Here is a 22,528-nt window from a genome sequence, read left to right as displayed (position 1 = left end):
TTATCTAATAAATTGTTTGATTGTCTTGAGTTGTTCTTCTAGTGGTAAAAAGCAATCAATTTGTACTAAAAGTTGTTTGTTGAAAAAGTAAGTGTGGATTGGTTGAATTGTTTGTTGATATAACTCCATTCTTGCTTTGACCACTGCTTTGTTATCATCACTCCTTTTCACTAGTTTAGCTGAACACTGATCACAACTATTTTCAACTAGTGGTTTTTGAAAAAGCAAGTTATAAACACTGTTACAGTTGTTACAAATAACCCTGTTATCAATCCGTGTAATCAGTTTATTCAGATCACTAACAACTAGTTCAAAGACCATGTCAATGGTTAGTTTAATATTTAGAAAATCAAGCTGGTTCTCTGTTCTTGGATAACCATCTAAGATAAAACCATTTGGTAATGGATTGGTAGTGATATATTCATAAACAAGCTGGTTAGTAGTGGCATCATCAACATAACCACCCTGACTGATAATTGCTGCAATCTTTCTACCAATAACACTCTGGTTTTTAATGGCTTCTCTAAACAGATCACCACTAGCAATATGGACTAACTTAGTTGTTTTGCTAAGCAGTTTACAAACTGTACCTTTTCCTGCCCCTGGGGGTCCTAAGATAATGAACTTATTAAACTGTGCTACCATAGGTTACCAATCCCTGGTGCTTCTTTTTGAAGCTGCTCTAGACTATCTTGTTTAGCTGTTTGTTGCACTTCAATTGCTAAGTTTCTCCTTAGTTGTTGGTAGTTAGTAGCAGTAGCAGCTGAACGCAGTGCACTGATAAATTCAACTACAGCAGTAACAATAATAATAATCCCCGTCCCCCCTAAACTCAAGGAGTTAGGTAACCTAATGAAATAAGAAACAATGTAAGGGATAATAGCAATAACAGTTAAAAAAGGAGCACCTATAAAGTTAATCCTTATTAACACCCGCGCAATGTGTTTCTCTGTATCATTGCCCGGTCGAATCCCTGGGATAAATCTGCCAGATTTTTCAAAGTTCTTAGCTAACCGTTCTGGGTTAATCTGGATGTAACTGTAAAAAAAGGAAAAAAGGATAACCAAAACTGCATATAAAAAGATCCCTACGGGTGTTGAAAGTGATAGGTAATCCTCCACAAACCACCGTGACTCAGTTTGGGGTTGAAACTGGGCAATGGTCACAGGGATAGACATAATACTGGATGCAAAGATGACAGGGATCACCCCAGCAGCATTCACCTTAATAGGCAAATAAGGTAAGGTTTTGACTTCACTAACCAACCCTTGTCCTGATTGTTGGATGGGAATCTTTCTGGTCGCTTGGGTGATAAAGGTAGTGGCAAACAGTAAAACTAAGAATGCTAAGAAATAGATAAAGAAGCTAATTGCTGCAGTTAACTGTGGGGTTAGAGTAATTACTATCCCACTCAAAACATTGTAAGCAGCAATAAAGCCCTGGGGGAGTTGGGATAAAATCCCTGAGAGAATTAACAAAGTAATCCCATTACCAACCCCTTTTTTGGAGATAGTATCACCCAAAAACACTGCCATATAAGTCCCTGCAGTCATAGCAATAATATAAAAAGCAATAAACTCACTGCCACTATTAGCTAAACTAATCGGACTTGAACCAGTGCCTGCATTAGTAGCAATTTGGATCACAGCAAATGCTTGCACTAAAGCAAAGGGTAAGGTGATAATTCTTGTGATCATCTCAATCTTTCTTCGCCCCACTTCCCCACTGTTAACTAGCTTTGAAAGTGGAGGAATTAGATCAGTTGAAAGCAGTTGCATGATGATTTGGGCTGAGATATAAGGACTGATCCCAACTGCAAACAACGATAGCTGGTTTAATCCCCCACCCCCAAGTAAGTTAAAAAGTGAAAAAAAGTCATTGGAATTTCTATCCAAGACACTCTCATTAATCCTAATCCCTGGTAAGGGGATAATTGCTAACACCCTAAACAAGATTAAAAGTACCACTGTTAAAACCAGCGACACCATAAAGTCACGGTTCTGTAATAGAGTTAGTAACCTTTGACCAAAGTTAAGTTTTTGTTTGGGTGAAGAAACAGTTTGCATTAGGTGATAATTTTCACACTACCTTTGCTAGTTTGCACTGCATTTAAAGCATTTTTGGAGATTTTTTGCACTTCAAAGTGGATGGGAGTAGTGAGTTTTGTGTTCCCAATTAACTTCAAAGGGAGGTTATTTTTTTTACTAATTACCTTTTTTTCAATCAAAGTTGCTCTAGTAACTGTTTTGAGATTGAGTTTAGCAACTTTGTTCAAATTTAAAACAACCCACCTTTTTTTTAAGATCCCTTTGTTAGCAACCCCATACTTAGGCAACCGGCGGTAAAGGGGTGTTTGTCCCCCTTCAAAACCTAACCTAGTTAAACCTGATTTTCTTGCTTTTTGTCCCTTTTGACCACGTGATGATGTTTTACCTAATCCCGAGCCATGGCCCCTACCTACCACTTTGGACTTGTGGTTACGGCTTTTAGAGACACTTTTTAATTGGTGTAGTTCCATTGTTTTTATAGATCACTAATTGGTTTATTTCTTAATAATGCCACTTTTTTGGGTGAGAGTTGCTTTAAGATCCCATCCATAGTGGCATGGATCATGTTAATGGGGGTGTTTCTTCCCAAGTTCTTGGTATAGATATCACTAAAACCAGCTAACTCTACAATTGCACGGATCGCTCCCCCAGCAATGATCCCAGTTCCTAAAGGTGCAGGTTTTAACAACACCTTAGATGCACCTTTTCTACCAATCACTTCGTGGTAGATTGAACCCTTATGGATCTCTACTGTATGAATGGAGTTATGGGCTTTTTTAATCGCTTTTTTAATGGCAAGTGGTACTTCCAATGCCTTAGCAATCCCATAACCAACCTTGCCCTTTTTGTTACCAACAACAACAAGGACACTAAAGCGCATGTTTCTCCCACCTTTTGTGGTTTTGGAGATCCGTTTGAGTTTGACAATCCTCTCTTCAAACTCACTTTTGTTATTAAAGTTATGTTTTTGAAAGCGCTTGTTTTTGTAATGACCTTCCTTTTTGGACACTGCTTTTTTAATGGCTTCACTGGAAGGTTTAAGGTTGTGTTTGGGCTTGGTTTTAAGAGTGGAAGTTAACAAGCCAGTGTTAGTAGTTTTTTGATCATTCATAGCTTTAAAAATTTAAACCCTTAGCTCGCGCTCCTTCTGCTAAAGCAGCAATCCTACCATGGTACTTACTACCCCCAGTATCAAAAACCACATCCTTTTGGTTTAGTTTGATGAGTTTGGTTGCAATATCCATTCCCACTAGTTTAGCATTCTCCTTGTTGCCATTTTTTAATTTTAGTTGAAGTGAGGAACTTGATGTTAAAACAACGTTCTTACTAAAGTCCCAAGCTTGAACCGAGATGTTTTTTAAACTCTTGATAACAATTAGTACAACCCTGTTGTTAAGGTTAGTTAACCTAATCTTTTTGACAATCCGTTTGTGTCTAATCCTTCTTTTATCGTTTCTTGTCATCTTATTTCTTGCCCTCTGCAGTTTTACCTTGTTTTCTAACAATTACTTCGTTAAAGTAAAGTACCCCTTTACCCTTATAAGGCTCAGGTTTTCTTCACTTTCTGATTTCAGTGGCAAACTGACCTACTAACTCTTTTTTTATTCCACTAATGGTGATTTCAGTGTTCTTCTCTACTTTAACAGTAAGTTGGTTTGGGATCAACTCCTTAATAGGATGGGAATAGCCCAATTGTAAGTTGAGAAATTGCCCTTCCACATTAGCACGATAACCAACCCCAACTAGGATGAGTTTCTTTTCAAAACCCTTGGTAACCCCAATAACTGCGTTGTTAACTAACGCATTGAAAGTACCGTGTAAGATCTTAGTTTGTTTTAAGTTGTTGTTATTAGTTACTTTAATAGTGTCATTTTCAACAACAAACTTTAAGGGTAAGTTTTTGGGTAGTTTAATGGTGTTTTCCCCTAATGGTCCTTTAATAGTAAGCAGTGTTGTTGTTTGCATTAAACTCACTTTACTAGGATCAATTTTGATTGATCTATTTCCTATTTTTGACATAATTTTTTACCAAACGTAAGCTAAAATCTCCCCACCAATCTTCTTTAACCTTGCTACTTTATCAGTCATCACTCCATCACTAGTGGAGATAATTGCAATACCAAGACCATTTAAAACAAGGGGAAGTTTTTCAAAGGAACGATAGATTCTTAATCCTGGTTTTGAGATCTGTTTCACCCCATTAATAGAACATATCCTTCTTTGGGTGTATTTTAATGTGAAACTAACTAGTTTTTTGGTTTTAGTTTTATTTTCCAACACCTGATAGTTAGCTAAATAGCCCTCTTTAATCAAAATCTCTAAGATAGCTATCTTTAACTTAGAAGCGATGGTGGTAACAGTTAAAAGCTTAGCTTTTCTAGCATTGTTGATCTTAGTGAAAAGATCAGAAACTGGATCAAAATGGGCTTTGGGAACTTTATTGATTATCATGATGCTTTTTTAACTCCTGGGATTGCTCCTGCATAAGCAAGTTCACGGAAACACAACCTACACACACCAAAGTGGCTTAACACTGCTCTAGCACGCCCACACCTTAAACACCTGGTGTAGTCGCGTACACTAAACTTATTGGGACGGGATTGTTTTACTTTTAATGATTTTTTAGCCATATCTATTCTTTTACAAACGGCATCTTTAGTGCTCTCAGTAAAGCAAGTGCTTCACTATCTTTGTTGGTGGAAGTGACAATAGTGATGTCAAAACCCCTAATTCTTTTGATATCATCATAGACAATTTCAGGGAAGATAATCTGTTCTTTAATGCCAATCGTATAGTTACCTTTCCCATCAAAAGAGCGCAGTGATAAACCGCGAAAGTCCCTTACTCTGGGCAGAGCAATATAGATTAATTTTTCCAGAAAGGATCACATCTTTTTATTTCTTAGAGTAACTTTACAACCAATTAATTGGCCAGCACGTAACTTGTAAGTTGAGATAGCATTCTTAGCTTTAGTAGCAACGGGTTTTTGACCAGTAATCAGGTGCAGTTCATTTAGTGCTGATTCAAGGAACTTGTTGTCTCTAATTGCATCCCCAACTCCCATGTTAACAACGATTTTTGTTAACTTAGGGACTTGCATAATGGAAGAAAAGCCCAACTGTTGTTGGAGTTGATTAACTAACTCAGTTTTATAGGTTTTTTCAAGGTTATTCATAACAGTTAAATGGCATTATTAGTCTTCTTAAAGACTCTTGTTTTTTGTTTGGTTTTAGGATCAATTTGGTATTTGATCTTGCCAATTGTTTGCTGTTTGGCCTTCTGATCAAATAAAGCAAGTTTATTTAATGGTAAAGGGGCTTCTTTAGTAGTTGGGTTTGTTTGTTTGCTGCGCTTGTTGACTTGTTCTTTTTTGTGAACAGTAACCTTATTGATCCCCTCAACAATCGCTTTGTTTTGCTTGGTTAATACCTTAAGCACTATCCCACTACCACCCTTGTTTTTACCAGTGATCACAACTACCTTATCACCTTTTCTAATCCTTTGCATTAAACAACCTCCACCGCCAAGCTTAAAATCTTGTTGTAACCTTTTTCTCTCAACTCTCTAGCAACTGGTCCAAAGATTCTTGTTCCCCTTGGGGATTTATCTTCTTTGATAAGCACACAAGCATTGTCATGGAACTTTAGGTGGGTACCATCTTGGCGTTGTTGTCCCTTTTTGGTTCTAACAATGACTGCTCTTAACACTTGACCCTTTTTAACCATGCCATTAGGGATTGCATCTTTAACTGATACAACAACAACATCACCAAGGAATGCATAACGTTTGTATGTAGCACCTAAAACTTTGATAATACCTACTTGCTTAGCGCCTGTATTATCAGCTACATTTAATCTTGTCATAAAACTAACCATAAACTATTTTGCTCTTTCAATGATTTTGACAATCCTTCACCGCTTTAAAGCGGAAAGGGGTCTTGTTTCAATAATTTGTACCCTATCACCATCATTAGCAACAAGTTCACCAAAGTTATGGACATGGTACTTTTTATGGCGAATAACTGATTTGTGATACAAAGGATGTTTAAAGCGTGATGTTACTTTGACAGTTGCTGTTTTAGCATTTTTGGTGCTAACAACTGTGCCAATTAACTGCTTACGTTGGTTGCGCTTCATTATTGTTTTTTCTCCTTTGTTTTAATCATTTTGGCTTTAACTGGTTTTTGGGGTTTTGAAACAGATTTTTTAGCTTCAACCTTTTTAACTTCTTGTTTTAAAGGTTTTGATTCAACTTTAGTCTTAGTTTCAATCCTAGCTTCAACCTTTTTAGTTTCTTGTTTTAAAGGTTTTGGTTCAACTTTAGGTTTAACTTCAACTTTTTTAGTTTCTTGTTTTAAAGGTTTAACTTCAGCCTTTTTAGTTTCTTGTTTGGATTCAGGCTTTGATTCAACCTTAGGTTTAACTTCAGCCTTTTTAGTTTCTTGTTTGGATTCAGGTTTAGTTGATAGTTTTTGCTTTCAACTGTTAACAATAAGTTCATTGGTTTTTCTTGAAAGTAACTTGTACTTATCTTTTTCAACTTGTCAGTTGAGTTTGCGTTCAGTGAGAATAGTAAGTACAACTGCTAATAACTTTCTCACCTTGGCAATCAGATGGGGTTTGTCAAGTTCACCATGGGCAAGTTTAAAGCGGTATTCTAAGAGTTCACCCTTAAGCTTAATTACTAGTTTCACTAACTCTTCGTTGCTCTTTTGCTTCAGCTCCTTAGCGATTGTCATTAACTGTTCTCCTCTCTTTTCATTAGTTTTCAGGTAACAGGGAGTTTATGGCCTGCTCTTGTTAAGGCTTTGATCATCTGTTGTTCAGGGATGTTAGCAACTTCAAACATCACTGTCCCCTTTTTAACAACAGCAACCCAAAATTCAGGGTTACCTTTCCCTGAACCCATCCTCACTTCTAAGGGTTTTTTGGTTTTTGACATGTGGGGGAAGATCCTGATTCACATCTTTCCAGTTTTACCCAAGCACTTTGAGATAGCAACCCGCGCTGATTCAATTGCTCTCGCATCGATCCAATTACCCTTAGTAGCAACAATTCCATACTCACCAAAAGCAACATAACCATTGCCCTTAGTGTGTCCTTCATAACTGACGTTATGTGGTTTTCTGTATTTGGTTCTTTTTGGTTGTAACATCTTAACTATTCGTGGTTTTGATTATTATCAGTAAGTGCTTTTAAACTAGCAGTTTCAATATCACTACCAGTGAGTTTTTGTTTTGCTATTACTGAATTGGTTTTTTTGATAGTTGGGGTTTTTAGCTGTTTCTTTTGGGGATGGAGGATGTGTGCTGGGGTTCTGTTTAAACCCTTTGCATAGATCATCCCCCTGTTAATCCATACTTTCACCCCAATAATGCCATAGGTGGTTTTTGCTTTTTCAAAGGCATAGTCAATATCTGCTCTTAAAGTTGAAAGAGGCATATTGCCCTCAATATACATCTTGTCACGGGCAATTTCCGCCCCATTTAATCTGCCTGATACCAATACCTTAATCCCATTAGCACCTGCTTTTAAAACCTTGGTTAGAGCTTGGCGCATTGCTGAACGGAGTGGTACTCTGTTTTCAATCGCATTAGCAATATCACGGGCAATGATCCTACTTGATAACATCGGAGAGCCGATCTCATTGATAGTAAGATCAAGTTTAATCTTTCTGCCCACAATGATTTGGATCATTTTGGTAATCTTTTGGATGTTTTTGTTTTCACTGCCTATCAATAAAGCAGGTTGAGCTGCATAGACATAAACATCAACAGTCGTTTGGGTTCTTTCTATCTCAACATTAGACACCTGAGCGTTGCGATAGTTGATAAAAAAGAGGTTACGGATCTTCTCATCTTGTACTAATCAGGTTGCTGTTTGTTGGTTGGAACTGGCAGTTCACCGTGAGATCCAGTTCTTATTAATGCCAAACCTTAAGCCGTTTGAATTTACTTTTTGTCCCATAGTTATTGTTGTTTTTGCTTTTGCTTTGCTTTCTCTTTTTTATGACCCATTGTTCTTTTTTTCACCAGTTCCTTTTGTTGGGTTAAGAGTAATTTTCTTTCATTGGGATTATCAGATAACTTAATAACTAGGTTTGAAGAACGCTTGGTTAAAACACTCCCTGAACCTTTGGCTCTAGCGATTGTTCTTTTCATGCTAGGTCCTTGGTTAGCAACACATTCAAATACATACAAAAGATCCCCGCTCATCCCGTGGTTATTAGTGGCATTACTAATCGCACTATTTAGTAACTTAGTTAAAAAGTAAGCAGCTTTCTTTGGCGTATTTAAAAGGATGTTTTGCGCATCATTAATCTTCTTACCCACAATTAACTGGCACACTAACCGTGCTTTTTGGGGGGAGATGTGAACTCTGTATTGTTTAGCAAAAGCAATCATAACTAACGGTTAGCAGTGTGTTGTTTAAAGTTTCTAGTTGGGGAAAACTCACCCAACTTATGACCTACCATATCATCAGTAACATAAACATTAATAAAGGTTTTACCGTTATGCACACTGAAGGTGTTACCCACAAACTCAGGGAAGATAGTACTTCTTCTTGACCAAGTCTTAATTGGTTTTTTCTTGGCTTGTTTGTTCATTTCAATCACTTTTTTTAAGAGGTGAGCATCAACAAATGCGCCCTTTTTACTACTTCTTGACATTAGTATTGTTCTCCTTTTCTGTTTCTAATAATCAGGTTAGTTGAATGTTTTTTCATGTTACGTGTTTTCACACCCATATGGCGTTTGCCCCAAGGGGTTCTTGGTGCATCTCTGCCAACTGGGCTTCTCCCTTCCCCACCCCCATGCGGGTGGTCATTAGGGTTCATTGCTGAACCTCTAACCGTTGGTCTGATTCCCTTATGACGACTTCTCCCTGCTTTACCAATTACAACAAGGTTATGATCTAAGTTAGAGACAACACCAACTGTAGCTCTACACTCCTTTAAAAACTTCCTAGTTTCCCCTGAGATTAACTGGAGAATGATGTATTTACCAGTCTCATCTTGACCCAAGATCCTCGCATAACTTCCAGCACTTCTTGCTATCTTACCCCCACCCTTAGGGTTAAGTTCAATGTTATGAACTTGGGTTCCTTCAGGGATAAAAGCAAGGGGCATACAATAACCTAGTTTGATATCAATGGCATGATCAGATGAATAAACTTGATCACCAACCTTAATCCCATCAGGACTAATGATGTAAGTTTTAACCCCATTCTGATAGTGTAAAAGGGAGATAAAACAACTGCGGTTAGGATCATATTCAATCGATTTAACAGTTGCTTTTAAATTGTCATAGTGGTAACGCTTAAAATCAATTAAACGGTACTTACGTTTATGTCTCCCACCGTGGTGGCGAACAGTGATCTTGCCCTGGTTGTTTCTTCCTGCATGTTTTTTTAAAGTAACTAAAAGCGACTTTTCGGGTTTGGAATTGGTAAGGAGTTTTTTAAAGTCAATGACAGTGGCGTTGTGAATCCCACTGTTAGAACGACTAATAATCTTTTTAATTGCCATTATTGATCCTTTGTTTCTTTCTTGGTTGTTTTCTCACCAGTAATGGCAATATCCATTCCCTTAGGTAAGGTGATTACTGCTAGTTTTGCTAGCTTACTAAACCCAGGGTATTTAGTGCCATTTCTAATGGTCACTGGTTTTCTAATTAGCGTGTTAATCTTTAAAGGTTTAACCCCATAGATAATTTCAAACGCTAGTTTTACTTTGGTTTTAGTAGCTTTAGGGTTAATTGCAAAGACATATTTTTTCAATTCCCCCATCTGGTTGAGATAACTCTTTTCAGTTAAGACTGGTTTTAAGAGTATGTTGGTTACATCCATAGCCTATTTAAGTCGTTCCTCCAGTTTTGTAAAAGCAGCTTTTTCAATGATGATAGTTTTAGCTAAAAGTAGATCTCTTACTGATACTTTATTAAACTGTTTGACTACTATCTGCTTTAGGTTGTTAGTACTCAACAACAGTGGTTTTGAGATAGTATCAATCACAAACAAGAGTTTTTGCTCAGTTAGTTTGGCATTCTTGAGAAACGTCAGCATCTTTTTAGTTTTGGCATTGGTTTGTTCAAACAACTTGGCTTCAGCAACTATCACTTGGTTGTTGTTAAGCTTTTGTGCAAAGGCACTAGTTAAAGCAAGTTGATAAGCCTTTTTGTTTAGTTTTAGTTTGTAGTTACGGTTGGGTTTAGGACCAAAAACAACACCACCCCCCACATAATGGGGGTTTCTTATTGAACCCTGTCTAGCTTTACCAGTGTGCTTTTGTTTATATGGTTTTTTACCCCCACCACTAACTTCACCCTTAGTTAAAGTAGAGTGAGTGCCTTGTCTACATGCTGCTTGTTCTAATAAGATAGCATCAAACACTGGTTGGATCACTGCTTTTTTTAAAAGGAGGTGGTTAGCAGGTTGGATCTCACCTTTAAAACTACCATCAAACTGGATTACTTTAAGTTTAGCCATTACTTAGTTTTCTCTTCTTCAATTTTTGGGTTAACCTGGTTGGTTTCAACCTTAGTTTTCTGCTTTTTTGGTGCTTTTAGTTGTGGGGCTTTAACAGTTTGTACTGCTAACTTTATATCTTTTATCTTGCCAGTTTTCTTTTTTGCAGTTTTAATTAAAACAATCCCACCCTCAGGACCAGCAATTGCGCCTGAAACTAACACTAACTTATTGATTTCATCAAAGCCAACAATAAAGAGGTTTTGGATCGTAACTTGTTCATGACCATAATGCCCAGACATCTTCTTACCCTTAAAAACACGCTGCGCACTACTACCACCTCTACCTGCTTGCACAGAACCCTGAAAGCGGTGGGGATAACCCGCCCCATGACCCAAAGGACCTATCTTAAAGTTTCACCTTTTAATCGCTCCTGTAAAACCCCTACCTTTGGTGAGTGAAGTGACATCAACATATTCACCTATCTTAAACAACTCCTGGGGGGTGATCTTCTTACCTAACTCAAACCCTTGCATCTTTCTGATTTCCCTCAGATATTTATGAGGTTCTAGTTTAAGTTTGGAAAAGAACCCTTGTTTAGGTTTGTTAAGTTGTTTTTCATCAACAGTTTGAAAGCTTAATAGAGTGGCGTTGTAATTATCTTTAGCAATCGTTTTAATCCCAGCCACCTGATTAGCTTCACAATAAACAATGGTGATAGGTAAGCACTCATTTTGCTCAGTAAAGATCTGACTCATCCCTACTTTAACACCAAATATTCCCCTTACATCCATAACCTATTTTGAAAAACGCAGTGTAACCCCAACTGGGATCTTAATCTTTTTTAAACTATCAATCCCTCCTTGATTAACATCAACAAGAATCATTAAGCGCTTGTGGGTATTTTTTTCAAACTGCTCTCTGGATGCTTTATCAACATGGGGAGAGCGGATAATGGTGATCACTTCCTTTTTAGTAGGCAAAGGTAAAGGACCTTTAATCTTAATGTTCACACCCTTTACAACCTCAACTATCTTTTTAATAGTGAGATCTAAAAGGGTGCTATCATAAGACTCAAGTTTGATCTTCAGCTCAGGATATTTTACAGCGCTATTCATCAAAATCTAGTTCACTAGTTAGTTAATAAATTGACTACGGATTTTGGTGTATCAACTAAAAACTAAAGCGTTATGATTGTAGCAAATATTTACTGTTCTAAGAGCATTTCATCTAGCATATAACCTTTTCTTAAACTACCTAAAAGCGAAAAAGGTAACAGTTCATCACTCTTAATATCAAGGATTGTTAACAGGTACTTACAGTTGTTTTCAATTGCTTTCTGGCCCTTAAAATAGATAAACAACAGGTAACTTAAAAAGAAGATGTTGTAAAAAATAATGAAGATAATTGCAGCAATAAAAACAAATGCAAACTGATTATCAACACTTGCTAACAGATAAATTAAGAGCGCTACAAAAGCTGCAAAAAAGAAGATAAGGTTAGTAATTAAAAAACTAAGGATTGATCAAAAGAAACGGCTAATGATACCTTTAGCTGTAACAATTGCATAAATAAGTTCCCTATCTTTTTTTAAACGATCAGGGTTTTGTTGTTCCATCAACCCAATATTTTCTCAATTAAATAAAAAAACAGTGTAAGTGTACACTGTCATTAGTTAATTCTAAATTAAGTTAATAACTATCTTTTTTAGTTAAGCAATTGTTTCATCAACAGCTTTTTCTTCAAAGTTATAGTCAATAATATCCAATTCTTCCTTGTCATACTTATTGTGAAGGTTATTGAACTCTGTGTCACTATTATGAGATTCTTTATGATGTCAAGCACTAATAAACTCACTAATGTTAAAAGGGGTATTAAATTTGTATGCTTTTAAGTTTAAAGAGAGCTTACGTTCCTCTTTATGTTCTTCAGCTTCATGGTGGTGTTGGTGCATCATAGTAGTTGAACCACTCATATTTTTTCTTTCAGAGTCTTTTTTATAGTCAATCACTAGAAAGATGCCATTAGTAAAAGATAGTGCTCTGCCAACTACTTCTGTCTCTTCCTCATCATGGTGTTCTTCATGTTCATGTTCATGATTATGCATATGGTTATGATCGTGGTGGGTATGTTTAGTTAGATTACCACCATCCAAAATCTCTTTATCCTTATCGATTAACTGGATCCTATGACCGCCAGTTCTTTTAAAAACAAGTCCTGAAAAATTATCAACAACATAAAGGATGTAATCCTTAAAAAGCTTGTCTAGATCATACTTAGAATTATTTGTTTTTTCAGTAGTTTGATGTGTTGTAATTGCAACACTTTGGGTAGCTGTCATCATTGATGAAGTACTACTATTCATTTTGGTAACTTCTTTTTGCACTTCTTCTTTGGATTTTTTAGCATTCGCAATTAAAGTATCACGATTAGAAGCCAAACTAATCAAGGCATTCCTTTGGTCTTGATAAGTATTTGTTGAAGCACAACTAGCAAGTAAAATGCTAGTGCATATCCCTGGTAACAGGGCTGCTTTTAAAGATCGGTATAATTTCATATTTTTAGTAAAGAAAGACACCTAATTATAATTTGCTTATTTTGAATTTTTCTAAATAAGCTAACAAATTAAACCCTAGTAGTTATTAGTAATTTTCTTAGTTAACTGTAAATCAAAGCTATCAATTTTCTTAGTTCATTTATTAAGTAACTGATCTAAAACGCGTTCGTTTCTAACCCTTAGTTTCACCACTGCTTTTTCAAGTGTTTCAATATCAACTAAGTTACTTTTACACACTTTTTCAATCTCTAAAAAGGTTTTGGTTAAAAAATTATCTTTCAACTGTTTAAACTGTTCATTTAACTTATTTTTATCAATTAGTTCAACTGATTGAAAACGGTTAAGGGCAAACAACTTCTTAGCTAACTTATAGAAAAGTTTAAGCATTAAGATAAAAAACATTGGTCTAACTAGATAGACTTCAACACCACTTTCCAATGTTGGCATTAAGCGCACTTGGATGTCATTTTCAGTCTCCAGTTCAAGTTCACTAATTAAAAAAGCATACTTGCAGTTAGCACGTTTAGCATCCCTGACCAGTTTGCTAATATGATCTTTGTTTTTTGATTTATGCTTACTATCATTAAACTCACTTTTCATCTCACAGCAAATTGATAAAAACGGAATTTTATTGGTTTTTTCACCAAAGAAACTAAAGATGTAATCTGCTTTTTCATTAGGAAAATCATTTTCATCTAATAAGTTAATTTCAGTTTTATACCTAGTAAACTGACAGTTTTCAAAGCTATCTGCATAAGACTCATACTGGTTTTCACACCACTTTTCAAGTTCATTCCCTTTTTTAGCAACTGCTCAGATACTACTTCTTGCTTGTTGAATTTTCAGTTTTTCAATCGTTAAGTTTTGCTGGTTGATTTTCTCTTCAAATTCGTTTCGCTGTAGTTTAAGTGAGCTTTCTAGTTGTTTTTGGTTAGTAATTTCAAGCTCTTTATTGGTTAACTTGAGCTTGTTAATCTCATTGATATAGTTCTCTATCTGCTTTTGAAACTGGTTTTGTAATTCTAATTTGGTTTTTAACAACAATGCTTGCTCTTTGTCATTAAGCATAGTTTTTAACTTAATGATCTCAATTTCAAAGTTTTTAATTAACTCATTCTGCTGATTGATAAATTGAGCACTTAACTCCTTTTCTCATGCTAATTTTTGGTTAGTAGTGATCGTATTGAGGATGTTGGTCTGATCAACTTGGTTAATTAAATCTAAATTAATTTTTTCCCCTTTTTTAGCATCCTCTAACAGTTCAATAGTTGATTTATTGATGATCTGTACTTTTACATACTTCATTATTAGTTAACTAATTAATTAGTTGCAAAAAGTTTAGATTAATACAAACCAAAGTGGTTAGCAATATTAACTACATTCTTTTCAACACTAAAGAAAAATAACATCTCAAAGATGTATTTAATACTGAAGATAGCAGTTGTTGTCATTAAAAAGAACAAAACATTACTACTGTTAATCAGATCACGTTGTTGTAACCCATCATAATAGATCTTCAATCCTAAACTAGAAACATTACCAAGGATTAAAAAATAACCAAAGTAAAAACCTAACCCCTCAATAAAGCCACACAAAAAGCTAATTACAAGTAAGGAAAAAAACTTTGTTCACTTCGTCTTTTTAGTATTAACTAACTGACTAAAAGGTTTGTTGTCAACTACAGTAGTAGTTTGGATCACCTCTGCTTTAAAGAGATGGAAAAAAAAGAAATAAAAGATCCACAGCACCAAAAAGTCATTAACCATGTAAAACAAACTACTAATGGGGGTGTGAATAGGATGGATTAACAGGTGTAATCAGGGGGTGATTAAAGCCACTAAAGAAGTAGATAATAATCCCACCAACCTAACAGCAATAAACAAGATAGCCGTATTAAAAAAACGGAATTGGATCGAACTACCCCAAGGTAAAACTATCCCAGGAATTTCAATCAAACTTAACGCTAAATTGAGAGCAATTAACACTCCCACCAAACAAAGACGATACAGTTCACTGCGAAACGAAAACTTACTTCTAGCAAAAAAATCTTGCTTAAACCGTTGTTTAAAGCTAAGTTTTTTAAATGTAAACACACAGTAATCACCCAACTGAAAAAGATCACAATTAACTATTGCTTTTGGTTTTAAATTAGTTTTATTAGCATGATCAACCTCTAGCTGTTTTTGCTTAGGACTTCTCATTAACATAAAGCAACTCACACAAAAGCTAGCTAAAGTAAAAAACAAGATAATACTACCAACAACAAAAACAATAATCTCCTCTAAAGTGAGTTGAAACCTTGCTCTTAAGTGGTTATGATCACCATGGTCAATTACCCCTTCAGTGGAAAATAAGACAATCCCATAGATTATCAAGGTTAAACCAACTAGTAAGGGGATTAATAACAAAAGTAAAGCTTTACAATTTTTGTTGGTTTTCAACTCTAAAAATAATGCTCTAAGCAATAACATCACTCTTCTTTCTAATTTCGTAAAGAATTTTGGTTTTATCTTCGCTATCAGCTATCACTTCAACACTAAATAAGGGAGTGTCAAGCTTATTTTGGCAAGCAAAACTATCATTATCTAGTGAAGCGAGATAATGCTGGATAGTAATATTTTTTGATTTTACCAAATCTGGCTTAATTCACTTATTAAAAAAGTAGGCTGCTTTTACATTAGGTAAAACAAGTCAAACATTTTCATCCAATACTTGGATCGGTTGGATATCATCATGTTCATCATAGATTTCACCCACCAACTCTTCAATAATATCCTCCATAGAAACAATCCCTATTGTTTTTTCATGTTTATCATTAACAACTGCTAAATGTGCTCTGTTTAAACGCATCTGTCTTAGTGCTTGTTTGATGGGGGTGGAATCTTGAACTAAAACAACTGGATAAAGCAACTGGTTTAAATCAAGTGACTTAGGGTTTGCTTCTTTAGCTGTAAAAAAATCCTTTAAATGGATAAAACCAACTATCTTATTAGTAGTTTTATCTACTACTGGCATTCTGGAAAACTGCCTTTGTAAAAACTGCTTGGCAATCAAGTTAATACTGTCATTAAGATAACAATAAGCCACTTTTTTTCACTTGATCATTACCTTTTTAACTAGTACTTGGTCAAAGATTAAGGTTTTTTTAATCAGTAAACTATCTTCTTTGGAAAATAAACCGTTTTGTTCAATTTCATCAATAAAATAATAAACATCTTTCCTTGAAACAGGTAAGGGGTTTTCATACTTTTTGAGAATTAAACTGGTTAGCTTAGTAATTGGTCAAAAGATCAGATAAAAAAAATAAACCAAATAAGCAAATAGAACCAGGGTTCTAATCACATTAATTCTGCCCAAAGTTTTGGGTAGAATTTCACAAAAAGAGACGATTAAAACCCCACTAACTACCAAATTTAAAACACTTGATAAAAGCTCATTTTTAATTGTTTGTTCTAGTGCTAAAAAAAGGATGTTAGAAACCATAATGGCCACTATGTTGTTAGTAATTAGGATAGTAATTAAACAACTTGAATAGTGGTTTTGAAAGTGGTTTATTATCTTAGTTGATAGTTTATCTTGCTTGTTGTTAGTCTTGATATAGTTCTTTCACCTGTAAGGGGTTAAAGAAGTGATTGCTGTTTCATAAGCTGATACAACTGTGCTGATAAAAGCAAGCAGAATGATGCTAAGGATAATAACAGTTAAAGTTAAACCACTGGGGGCACTGTCCATATTTGGATGATTTTAAATTTTATCTAAATTTTGGTTTTCCAACCACTTTAAAGCAAAGTTAGCATCACTTTGAATTGCTTTTTGCAAAGCTGCTTGACTGGAAAACTTACTAATTGTTCTAATGAACTTTAACAGTGTAAATTTGACCAGTGAACCATAAATCTCATTATTAAAGTTAAAGATATGGGTTTCACACACCAAATCCTGATCCTTTTGGCTAATAAAACCAATCCCATAAAAAGTTTGGTTATTTAATAAAACTCTTACTATATAACTCCCCTTATTTAAAGTCAATAAGTGGTTATCCATAACAATGTTAGCAGTTGGAAAACCAAGCAACCTTGCCTTTTTTAAACCATGTACTACTGTGCCCACTCTATAATAAGGTTCCACTAAAAGTTGGTTAGCTTTTTCAAGTTCATTATTAGTTAGATAGTTACGGATAACACTACTTGATAGGTTTGTTTTATTAACAATAACAGTATTTTTAAACAGTTTCTTTAACCAGATCCCATCCTTATGATCATTACCAAAATGCCAATCTGTACCAACAATAATTTCATCACAATTCAATCTTTTAATCTGTTGTTCAAAAAAACTAAGTGCATTCATGTTATGTTTGGCAACATCAAATACTTCTACAGTTGCTTTCAAGTAAGTTTTTATTTGTGCAACCCGTTGTTGTAAATCATAAAGCCAGTTGGTTTGTTTTAAAGGTGGGTTATCAATTAATAACACCATTGGTTCAAACTTACTGTTCTGCTTTAAAAATAGATGACCTTGATGTAATCCATCAAAATAACCAATAAAGAGTGATTTCATTAGTTATTAGGGTTAAGTGATTCTAAGTTTCTTCAGATGTTATAACCATCAAGATGGGCATAAGCAGCAATCATCAACAAGCAACTAACTAGTAATAAAACTACATTAATAATTAACACTATCCAGATAAAATAATGGATAGAACGCGAAGTTCTCACATCCTTTACTCCCATTAAAAACAAGATAAACATTGTTCAAAACGGTAAAGTAACAATGCTAATAACAAAGATAGAAATCCCTCATAATGCATTGTTAATAGGGAGTTGTAAAGCAATAGCAGGATATTCAACTGAGGAAAGGGTGATGAACTTATTCATCACTGCTAAAAGTCCAGCAAAAAATGCCACAATAACTAAATTGGTATAACCAACAATCTTCCACGCTCTTGCTCTTAGTTTTTTATCCTTTAGAACTCAAATAAGCTTCTTATTAAAAGCACTAAAACGGTTTTTAACAGTAGGATCATCAACTAACCTTTCTGTTATTTCATCTGGTTGTTTGTTTTTTGAAGAAGTGAAAAAACTAATAAATTTACTAAAACGGTTAGTTTTATTATCAGCTTGATTTTTAACACCAGGAGGAAGAATGGTGTTATTAGTCTCACCTGAAGCAGAATTGAAAAAGGTACTATCTTGTTTATTATTAAGCTTATTAGCTTTCCTTTGGGCTTTTTTGAGAAGTTTAGCTTCCTTTTTTTGTGCTCTTGTTAAAGTAACTGTTTTTTCAAAATCATTAACAGGAATACTCAATTTGGGAAAAACAACACCTGCTGGTTGTTTTTTGACAACCAATCTAGTTGATTTAACTTGTGGTTTTGGGGACTTGTTTTGTGGGTCCATTAGGATTAATTTTACTTCAAGCTGTTAGTTTTTCAAAGAGTTAATTATCTGTTCTATTTTCAAAGCATTGTCAATTGCATCATCCTTCACAAAGTGGAGTTTTACACTTTTAGCTAGGTACAAATTTTGTGCTAACATTTGACTAAAAACGCCCTGAGCCTTTTTAAAAGCATTAACTACAGTTTGAATCTGACTACGATCATAACAATCAAGATAAACTACTGCATGAAAAAAATCAGCTGATAACTTCACATGGCTAACATGACCTAACTTAACAACAGGATCATAGATCTCATTAATAATCGTGCGATTAATTAAGCGGATGATATCATTTTCAATCCGTTGTTTTCTATAGCTTGCCATCTTTAACTATCTGCTTTTCATAAGCAACAATGATATCACCAATCTTAATATCATTGCAACCATTAATAACTATCCCACAATTCTTCCCTGTTTCTATTAAATTAACAGGCGTTTTTTCATTTTTTAAAGAGTCAATTCTGCCTTCAAAGATAATCTCTTTATCTCTGAATAACTTACATAAATTCCCTCTTTTTATCTTTCCTGATTTAACAATGGTTCCTGCAATATTACCGATTTTAGAGTGGAACCAGAGTTGTAAAACTTCCGCTTTACCTATTTCAATCTCTTCATAAACAGGATCTAATTGACCTTTTAAGATGTTTTCAATCTCCTCTGCTAGTTTAGGGATATGGTAGTGAACTTCTAATTTTACCCCTTGTAAACTAGCAATGTTTTTTACAGTTTGACTCAAACCTAAGTTTAAACTAAACAATAAAGCCCCTGATGCTTTTGCTAGCATAATATCACTCTCTGATATCTGCCCCACTGCAGCATGGATGATACTAAGTGAGATCTTAGCAACATTAATGTTTTCAACTGCTTGTTTAATAGCTTGCAATGAACCATCACTATCTGCTTTAAAGATCAAATTTAATATCTTAATTTCCTTGTTTTTAATCTGTTCTTTTAAGGTTTGATTAACTGTTAAGTTGTTAGCTTTTTGTTTTTGTTGTTCTTTAAACTTGTTAGCAATTAACTTTGCATCCTTCTCATCATCAAAAACAATGAACTTTTCCCCAGCAACAGGCATAATGTCAAACCCTGAGATCTGCACAGGTTTTGAAGGGGTTGCTTGTTTTAAGCTATTACCATTTTCATCATGCATCGTTCTAACTCTTCCATATGCAGGCCCTAACACCACAATGTCACCTAACTTTAAAGTACCCCTTTTTACAATGACATTGGCAATAGGGCCAAGTCCCTTTGAAGTTTGTACTTCAATTGCATAACCAGATGAATGGGCATTATAGTTAGCTTGATAACCCTCCACTTCCCCTAGCAACAAGATATTATCAAGCAACTCATTAATCCCTTGACCAGTTAAAGCACTACCCATTACAAAGATAGTTTTCCCACCCCAAGCCTCAGGAACTAAATCAAACTTATTGAGTTGTTGGATCACCAGATCAGGGTTAGCAGTTGGTTTATCCATCTTGTTAATAAAAACAATGATAGGAGTGTTAGCACTCTTAGCATGGCTAATTGCTTCCTCTGTTTGCTTTTTAATCCCATCATCCGCTGCCACAACCAACACCACAATATCAGTTACTTTTGCACCCCTTGCACGCATTAAAGTAAATGCTTCATGCCCAGGAGTATCAATAAAAGTAATCGTTTTATTTTGGTGATTTTTCACCTGATAAGCACCAATTTTTTGGGTAATTCCGCCAAACTCCTTAGCAGTTACATTAGTTTTTCTAATTGTGTCTAAAAGCGAAGTTTTACCATGGTCAACATGACCCATGATAGTAACAATAGGTGGTCTTGGTTGCAATAAATCATCACTATCTTCAAACTGGATGTTAGCTACAATATTTTCATGGGTAACTTCAGTTTCCATCTTAAAGTCAAACCCAAAGTTAACACATGCATCTGCTAACTGTTCATTTGTTAAAACTGAATTAACTGTTAGTGCCAAACCATTTAAAAAAAAGTGTTTGATAATGTTAGCAACAGCGATATTAGTTTTACTTGCAAACTCACTAACAGTTAAAGGACCTTTATAGATAAAAACACCATCTTTAACCCCGGTTTTAACATTACGTAACTGGTGTTTGGCACTGGTTTTAATCCTACCGTCAAACTTTGTTTTTTTAACCTGATTGAAAGCTCTATTTTTTTTCATCTTGTGCTAATTGTTGTAAGGCGGTAATCATTGCAGTAAGCTTTGCATCATTACAACTAACCTTAAGGTGTTTTTCAACTACAGCTTTGAGGTGTTTTTTATCTAGCTTTAAACCAAAAACACTCAAATAATAACCCCTGCCCTTGAGATTTTGATTAAGATCAATTTCAAGTTGGTTGTCTAATTTTACAAGACGTAAAAGTTCTCTTTTAACAAAATGTTTTCTTGTTAATAAACAAAGTCTTGTTATTAGTTGCATTAAAGATCATCAAAGCTATCAAATGTTTGTTTTGTTTGGGGGTTTGTTTGGTTATTATCAACTTGATCTTTTTTAAGATTCTTATCACTAGCATCAACAGTGATAGAAAAAATCTGATTAGGTTTAGCTGGTTTTTTGGAATGGCTATTAGAATGAACCTTAGCTTTTGGTTGAACTTTCTCTTTTTCTTTTGGAGTAACTTGTTTTTCTAATTGTGATTTTTCAACAACTTGCTTTGCAACTTGCTCAGGTTGTTTTTGTTTATTATCAACCATTAGATCTTTAGCTAAATCAACAATAATCTCATCATCTATCACATTGTCTTTAGAGGTGTAAAAGACTTTATCAGTAGCATCATTACTAATGATCTTTTCCCTTCTTTTTTTGATGCCAAACAACCCTTCAGGTTCAAAGCTTAACCTCGTGAATTTAATGTTGGCTTCACTTGCATCTTTTTCACTGTAAACATCAACACTATTTCAACCTGTTAAATTACTAATTAACCTAATGTTTACACCTTTAAAACCAAAAACATTAGCAATTTGGTTTGCAGGTACAACAACTTCAATACTAGTATCACGCTCATCATCCTGCAAGATGTTATAACCAATGACTTCTGCAGGTAAAATGGCATTAATTAAGAACTTTAACTTGTCTTCATTCCAAAAGACAATGTCAATAATCTCACCATTAAATTCCTCACTAATCCCCCTAATCTTCTCACCCTTAGGTCCTAAGATAGCAGCAACTGGGTCAACTGCAGGATCATTGGAGATAACTGCTATCTTTGATTTCACTCCTGGGGAACGTTCAATCTTTTTGATTACAATCGTACCATTTTCAATTTCTGGAGTATTTGAAGTTAACAAAAACTGTAGTAAGCGGGTATCACTTCTTGATAAAGTAATTGGTCATAACGATGCTTGCCGTTGGATTTCTTTGATAACAAAGAGGTATTTTTTACCTATCTCTAAGCGCTCCCCTTTTGACAATTCCCGCTTGGAGATATAACCCTTTGTAGTTTCAAGGTTAATAATATAACCCTTTAAACCACCTTCTTTGTTAGTATCAATATCTTCAACTTTCGCTTCAATCACTTCCCCAACCTCACTACTAAACTCACTCATTACTGCTTTAAAGTTTGTTTCACTAATCTTTTGGTTAAAGATAGCAATCATCTTATTGATAAGATCACTACTAATGTTTTTTAAGGGGATTGGTTTTCGCAACACATCACCTAATTGCAATGAACTGTTTATTTTGTTAGCTGCTTGTAAAGGGATTTCAAGAAAGTCATCATAATCTTCATTTTCATCACTAACAACATTAAAGAGTTGTTCAACATTAATAATCCCCTTATCAAAGTTAATGTTAACTTCAACATTAACAAAGTTAAGGTGTTTTTTATAGGCTTGTTCTAAAGCTGTTTTCAAACAAAAAACCACCTCTTCTATAGAAAGGTTTTTGGTTTTAGCAACATTTTTAATAATAGCAAGTAAGGGTTGGTTTAATTCATTCATAACTATTTTTTTTGAAAACAATAAAAAAGAAGTGCCTAACGACACTTCTTGTCCAGAAATGAAAGTTATCTTCATCTA

General features: G+C 34.8%; 33 protein-coding genes. All 33 read right to left on the bottom strand.

Annotation, left to right across the window (positions count from 1 at the left end):
* A complete protein-coding gene (locus MG_RS00965; RefSeq protein ID WP_009885856.1) occupies positions 1-645 on the bottom strand; it encodes a nucleoside monophosphate kinase in 645 nt (214 codons plus the stop codon).
* Positions 639-2,066: a preprotein translocase subunit SecY gene (gene secY / locus MG_RS00960; protein WP_009885855.1), complete on the bottom strand. Its 1,428-nt coding sequence runs from the start codon at positions 2,064-2,066 to the stop codon at positions 639-641. The genes MG_RS00965 and secY overlap by 7 nt, the downstream gene beginning before the upstream one ends.
* Complete coding sequence (rplO, locus tag MG_RS00955) at positions 2,066-2,518, bottom strand: 50S ribosomal protein L15 (protein ID WP_010869361.1); 453 nt, start codon at positions 2,516-2,518, stop codon at positions 2,066-2,068. Before rplO ends, secY begins: the two co-directional genes overlap by 1 nt.
* A 5-nt stretch (positions 2,519-2,523) precedes the next feature.
* Positions 2,524-3,159, bottom strand: coding sequence for a 30S ribosomal protein S5 (gene rpsE, locus MG_RS00950; RefSeq protein WP_009885854.1), 636 nt, complete (start codon positions 3,157-3,159; stop codon positions 2,524-2,526).
* A 4-nt stretch (positions 3,160-3,163) separates the two neighbouring features.
* Positions 3,164-3,511: a 50S ribosomal protein L18 gene (gene rplR, locus MG_RS00945; protein ID WP_009885853.1), complete on the bottom strand. Its 348-nt coding sequence runs from the start codon at positions 3,509-3,511 to the stop codon at positions 3,164-3,166.
* A gap of 1 nt (position 3,512) precedes the next feature.
* Positions 3,513-4,067 carry a 50S ribosomal protein L6 gene (rplF, locus tag MG_RS00940; protein ID WP_010869360.1) on the bottom strand — a complete coding sequence of 185 codons (555 nt, stop codon included), beginning with the start codon at positions 4,065-4,067 and terminating at the stop codon, positions 3,513-3,515.
* Positions 4,068-4,073: 6 nt separating this feature from the next.
* Positions 4,074-4,499: a 30S ribosomal protein S8 gene (gene rpsH, locus MG_RS00935; RefSeq protein WP_010869359.1), complete on the bottom strand. Its 426-nt coding sequence runs from the start codon at positions 4,497-4,499 to the stop codon at positions 4,074-4,076.
* Positions 4,493-4,678 (bottom strand): type Z 30S ribosomal protein S14, encoded by a 186-nt coding sequence (locus tag MG_RS00930; RefSeq protein WP_009885848.1) that lies wholly within the window; start codon positions 4,676-4,678, stop codon positions 4,493-4,495. Before MG_RS00930 ends, rpsH begins: the two co-directional genes overlap by 7 nt.
* Before the next feature lie 2 nt (positions 4,679-4,680).
* Positions 4,681-5,223 carry a 50S ribosomal protein L5 gene (gene rplE / locus MG_RS00925; protein WP_009885847.1) on the bottom strand — a complete coding sequence of 181 codons (543 nt, stop codon included), beginning with the start codon at positions 5,221-5,223 and terminating at the stop codon, positions 4,681-4,683.
* A gap of 5 nt (positions 5,224-5,228) precedes the next feature.
* Entirely contained in the window at positions 5,229-5,555 is a 327-nt protein-coding gene (gene rplX, locus MG_RS00920) for a 50S ribosomal protein L24 (RefSeq protein WP_009885846.1), read from the bottom strand.
* A complete protein-coding gene (rplN, locus tag MG_RS00915; RefSeq protein ID WP_009885845.1) occupies positions 5,555-5,923 on the bottom strand; it encodes a 50S ribosomal protein L14 in 369 nt (122 codons plus the stop codon). The genes rplX and rplN overlap by 1 nt, the downstream gene beginning before the upstream one ends.
* Positions 5,924-5,926: 3 nt before the next feature.
* The gene (gene rpsQ, locus MG_RS00910; RefSeq protein WP_009885844.1) at positions 5,927-6,184 is read right to left on the bottom strand and encodes a 30S ribosomal protein S17; all 258 of its coding nucleotides are present in this window, start codon (positions 6,182-6,184) and stop codon (positions 5,927-5,929) included.
* Positions 6,184-6,786: a 50S ribosomal protein L29 gene (gene rpmC, locus MG_RS00905; protein WP_009885843.1), complete on the bottom strand. Its 603-nt coding sequence runs from the start codon at positions 6,784-6,786 to the stop codon at positions 6,184-6,186. Before rpmC ends, rpsQ begins: the two co-directional genes overlap by 1 nt.
* The gene (rplP, locus tag MG_RS00900; RefSeq protein WP_009885842.1) at positions 6,786-7,202 is read right to left on the bottom strand and encodes a 50S ribosomal protein L16; all 417 of its coding nucleotides are present in this window, start codon (positions 7,200-7,202) and stop codon (positions 6,786-6,788) included. The genes rpmC and rplP overlap by 1 nt, the downstream gene beginning before the upstream one ends.
* 5 nt (positions 7,203-7,207) lie before the next feature.
* Complete coding sequence (rpsC, locus tag MG_RS00895) at positions 7,208-8,014, bottom strand: 30S ribosomal protein S3 (RefSeq protein ID WP_009885841.1); 807 nt, start codon at positions 8,012-8,014, stop codon at positions 7,208-7,210.
* Between the two features lie 2 nt (positions 8,015-8,016).
* Positions 8,017-8,451, bottom strand: coding sequence for a 50S ribosomal protein L22 (gene rplV / locus MG_RS00890; protein ID WP_009885840.1), 435 nt, complete (start codon positions 8,449-8,451; stop codon positions 8,017-8,019).
* A 2-nt stretch (positions 8,452-8,453) separates the two neighbouring features.
* Positions 8,454-8,717, bottom strand: a complete 264-nt coding sequence (gene rpsS / locus MG_RS00885) for a 30S ribosomal protein S19 (RefSeq protein ID WP_009885839.1) — start codon at positions 8,715-8,717, stop codon at positions 8,454-8,456.
* Entirely contained in the window at positions 8,717-9,574 is an 858-nt protein-coding gene (gene rplB, locus MG_RS00880; RefSeq protein ID WP_009885838.1) for a 50S ribosomal protein L2, read from the bottom strand. The genes rpsS and rplB overlap by 1 nt, the downstream gene beginning before the upstream one ends.
* Positions 9,574-9,894: a 50S ribosomal protein L23 gene (locus MG_RS00875; protein ID WP_009885837.1), complete on the bottom strand. Its 321-nt coding sequence runs from the start codon at positions 9,892-9,894 to the stop codon at positions 9,574-9,576. Before MG_RS00875 ends, rplB begins: the two co-directional genes overlap by 1 nt.
* A gap of 3 nt (positions 9,895-9,897) precedes the next feature.
* Entirely contained in the window at positions 9,898-10,533 is a 636-nt protein-coding gene (rplD, locus tag MG_RS00870; protein ID WP_009885836.1) for a 50S ribosomal protein L4, read from the bottom strand.
* Entirely contained in the window at positions 10,533-11,306 is a 774-nt protein-coding gene (rplC, locus tag MG_RS00865) for a 50S ribosomal protein L3 (protein ID WP_010869358.1), read from the bottom strand. The genes rplD and rplC overlap by 1 nt, the downstream gene beginning before the upstream one ends.
* A gap of 3 nt (positions 11,307-11,309) precedes the next feature.
* On the bottom strand, positions 11,310-11,630 hold the full coding sequence (gene rpsJ / locus MG_RS00860) for a 30S ribosomal protein S10 (RefSeq protein WP_009885835.1): 321 nt from the start codon (positions 11,628-11,630) through the stop codon (positions 11,310-11,312).
* Between the two features lie 89 nt (positions 11,631-11,719).
* The gene (locus MG_RS00855) at positions 11,720-12,184 is read right to left on the bottom strand and encodes an MPN163 family protein (RefSeq protein ID WP_010869357.1); all 465 of its coding nucleotides are present in this window, start codon (positions 12,182-12,184) and stop codon (positions 11,720-11,722) included.
* Between the two features lie 39 nt (positions 12,185-12,223).
* Complete coding sequence (locus tag MG_RS00850) at positions 12,224-13,069, bottom strand: MPN162 family protein (RefSeq protein WP_010869356.1); 846 nt, start codon at positions 13,067-13,069, stop codon at positions 12,224-12,226.
* Positions 13,070-13,144: 75 nt separating this feature from the next.
* Complete coding sequence (locus MG_RS00845; protein WP_010869355.1) at positions 13,145-14,374, bottom strand: DUF2130 domain-containing protein; 1,230 nt, start codon at positions 14,372-14,374, stop codon at positions 13,145-13,147.
* Positions 14,375-14,412: 38 nt separating this feature from the next.
* Positions 14,413-15,540 carry an MPN160 family protein gene (locus MG_RS00840; protein ID WP_010869354.1) on the bottom strand — a complete coding sequence of 376 codons (1,128 nt, stop codon included), beginning with the start codon at positions 15,538-15,540 and terminating at the stop codon, positions 14,413-14,415.
* Positions 15,527-16,801: a CNNM domain-containing protein gene (locus MG_RS00835; RefSeq protein ID WP_010869353.1), complete on the bottom strand. Its 1,275-nt coding sequence runs from the start codon at positions 16,799-16,801 to the stop codon at positions 15,527-15,529. Before MG_RS00835 ends, MG_RS00840 begins: the two co-directional genes overlap by 14 nt.
* A gap of 12 nt (positions 16,802-16,813) precedes the next feature.
* Positions 16,814-17,623, bottom strand: coding sequence for a riboflavin biosynthesis protein RibF (ribF, locus tag MG_RS00830; RefSeq protein WP_009885831.1), 810 nt, complete (start codon positions 17,621-17,623; stop codon positions 16,814-16,816).
* The gene (locus tag MG_RS00825) at positions 17,623-18,462 is read right to left on the bottom strand and encodes an MPN157 family protein (RefSeq protein WP_009885830.1); all 840 of its coding nucleotides are present in this window, start codon (positions 18,460-18,462) and stop codon (positions 17,623-17,625) included. Before MG_RS00825 ends, ribF begins: the two co-directional genes overlap by 1 nt.
* A 24-nt stretch (positions 18,463-18,486) precedes the next feature.
* On the bottom strand, positions 18,487-18,825 hold the full coding sequence (gene rbfA, locus MG_RS00820; protein WP_009885829.1) for a 30S ribosome-binding factor RbfA: 339 nt from the start codon (positions 18,823-18,825) through the stop codon (positions 18,487-18,489).
* Positions 18,812-20,671: a translation initiation factor IF-2 gene (infB, locus tag MG_RS00815; RefSeq protein ID WP_010869352.1), complete on the bottom strand. Its 1,860-nt coding sequence runs from the start codon at positions 20,669-20,671 to the stop codon at positions 18,812-18,814. Before infB ends, rbfA begins: the two co-directional genes overlap by 14 nt.
* Positions 20,658-20,930 (bottom strand): YlxR family protein, encoded by a 273-nt coding sequence (locus tag MG_RS00810; RefSeq protein WP_009885828.1) that lies wholly within the window; start codon positions 20,928-20,930, stop codon positions 20,658-20,660. The genes infB and MG_RS00810 overlap by 14 nt, the downstream gene beginning before the upstream one ends.
* Positions 20,930-22,525, bottom strand: coding sequence for a transcription termination factor NusA (gene nusA, locus MG_RS00805; protein WP_009885827.1), 1,596 nt, complete (start codon positions 22,523-22,525; stop codon positions 20,930-20,932). The genes MG_RS00810 and nusA overlap by 1 nt, the downstream gene beginning before the upstream one ends.
* Between the last annotated feature and the right edge of the window lie 3 nt (positions 22,526-22,528).

Source organism: Mycoplasmoides genitalium G37, assembly GCF_000027325.1.
Lineage (GTDB): Bacteria > Bacillota_I > Bacilli_A > Mycoplasmatales > Mycoplasmoidaceae > Mycoplasmoides > Mycoplasmoides genitalium.
Note: the sequence above shows the minus strand (reverse complement) of the source record. Positions and strands in the feature narration are given on the sequence as shown.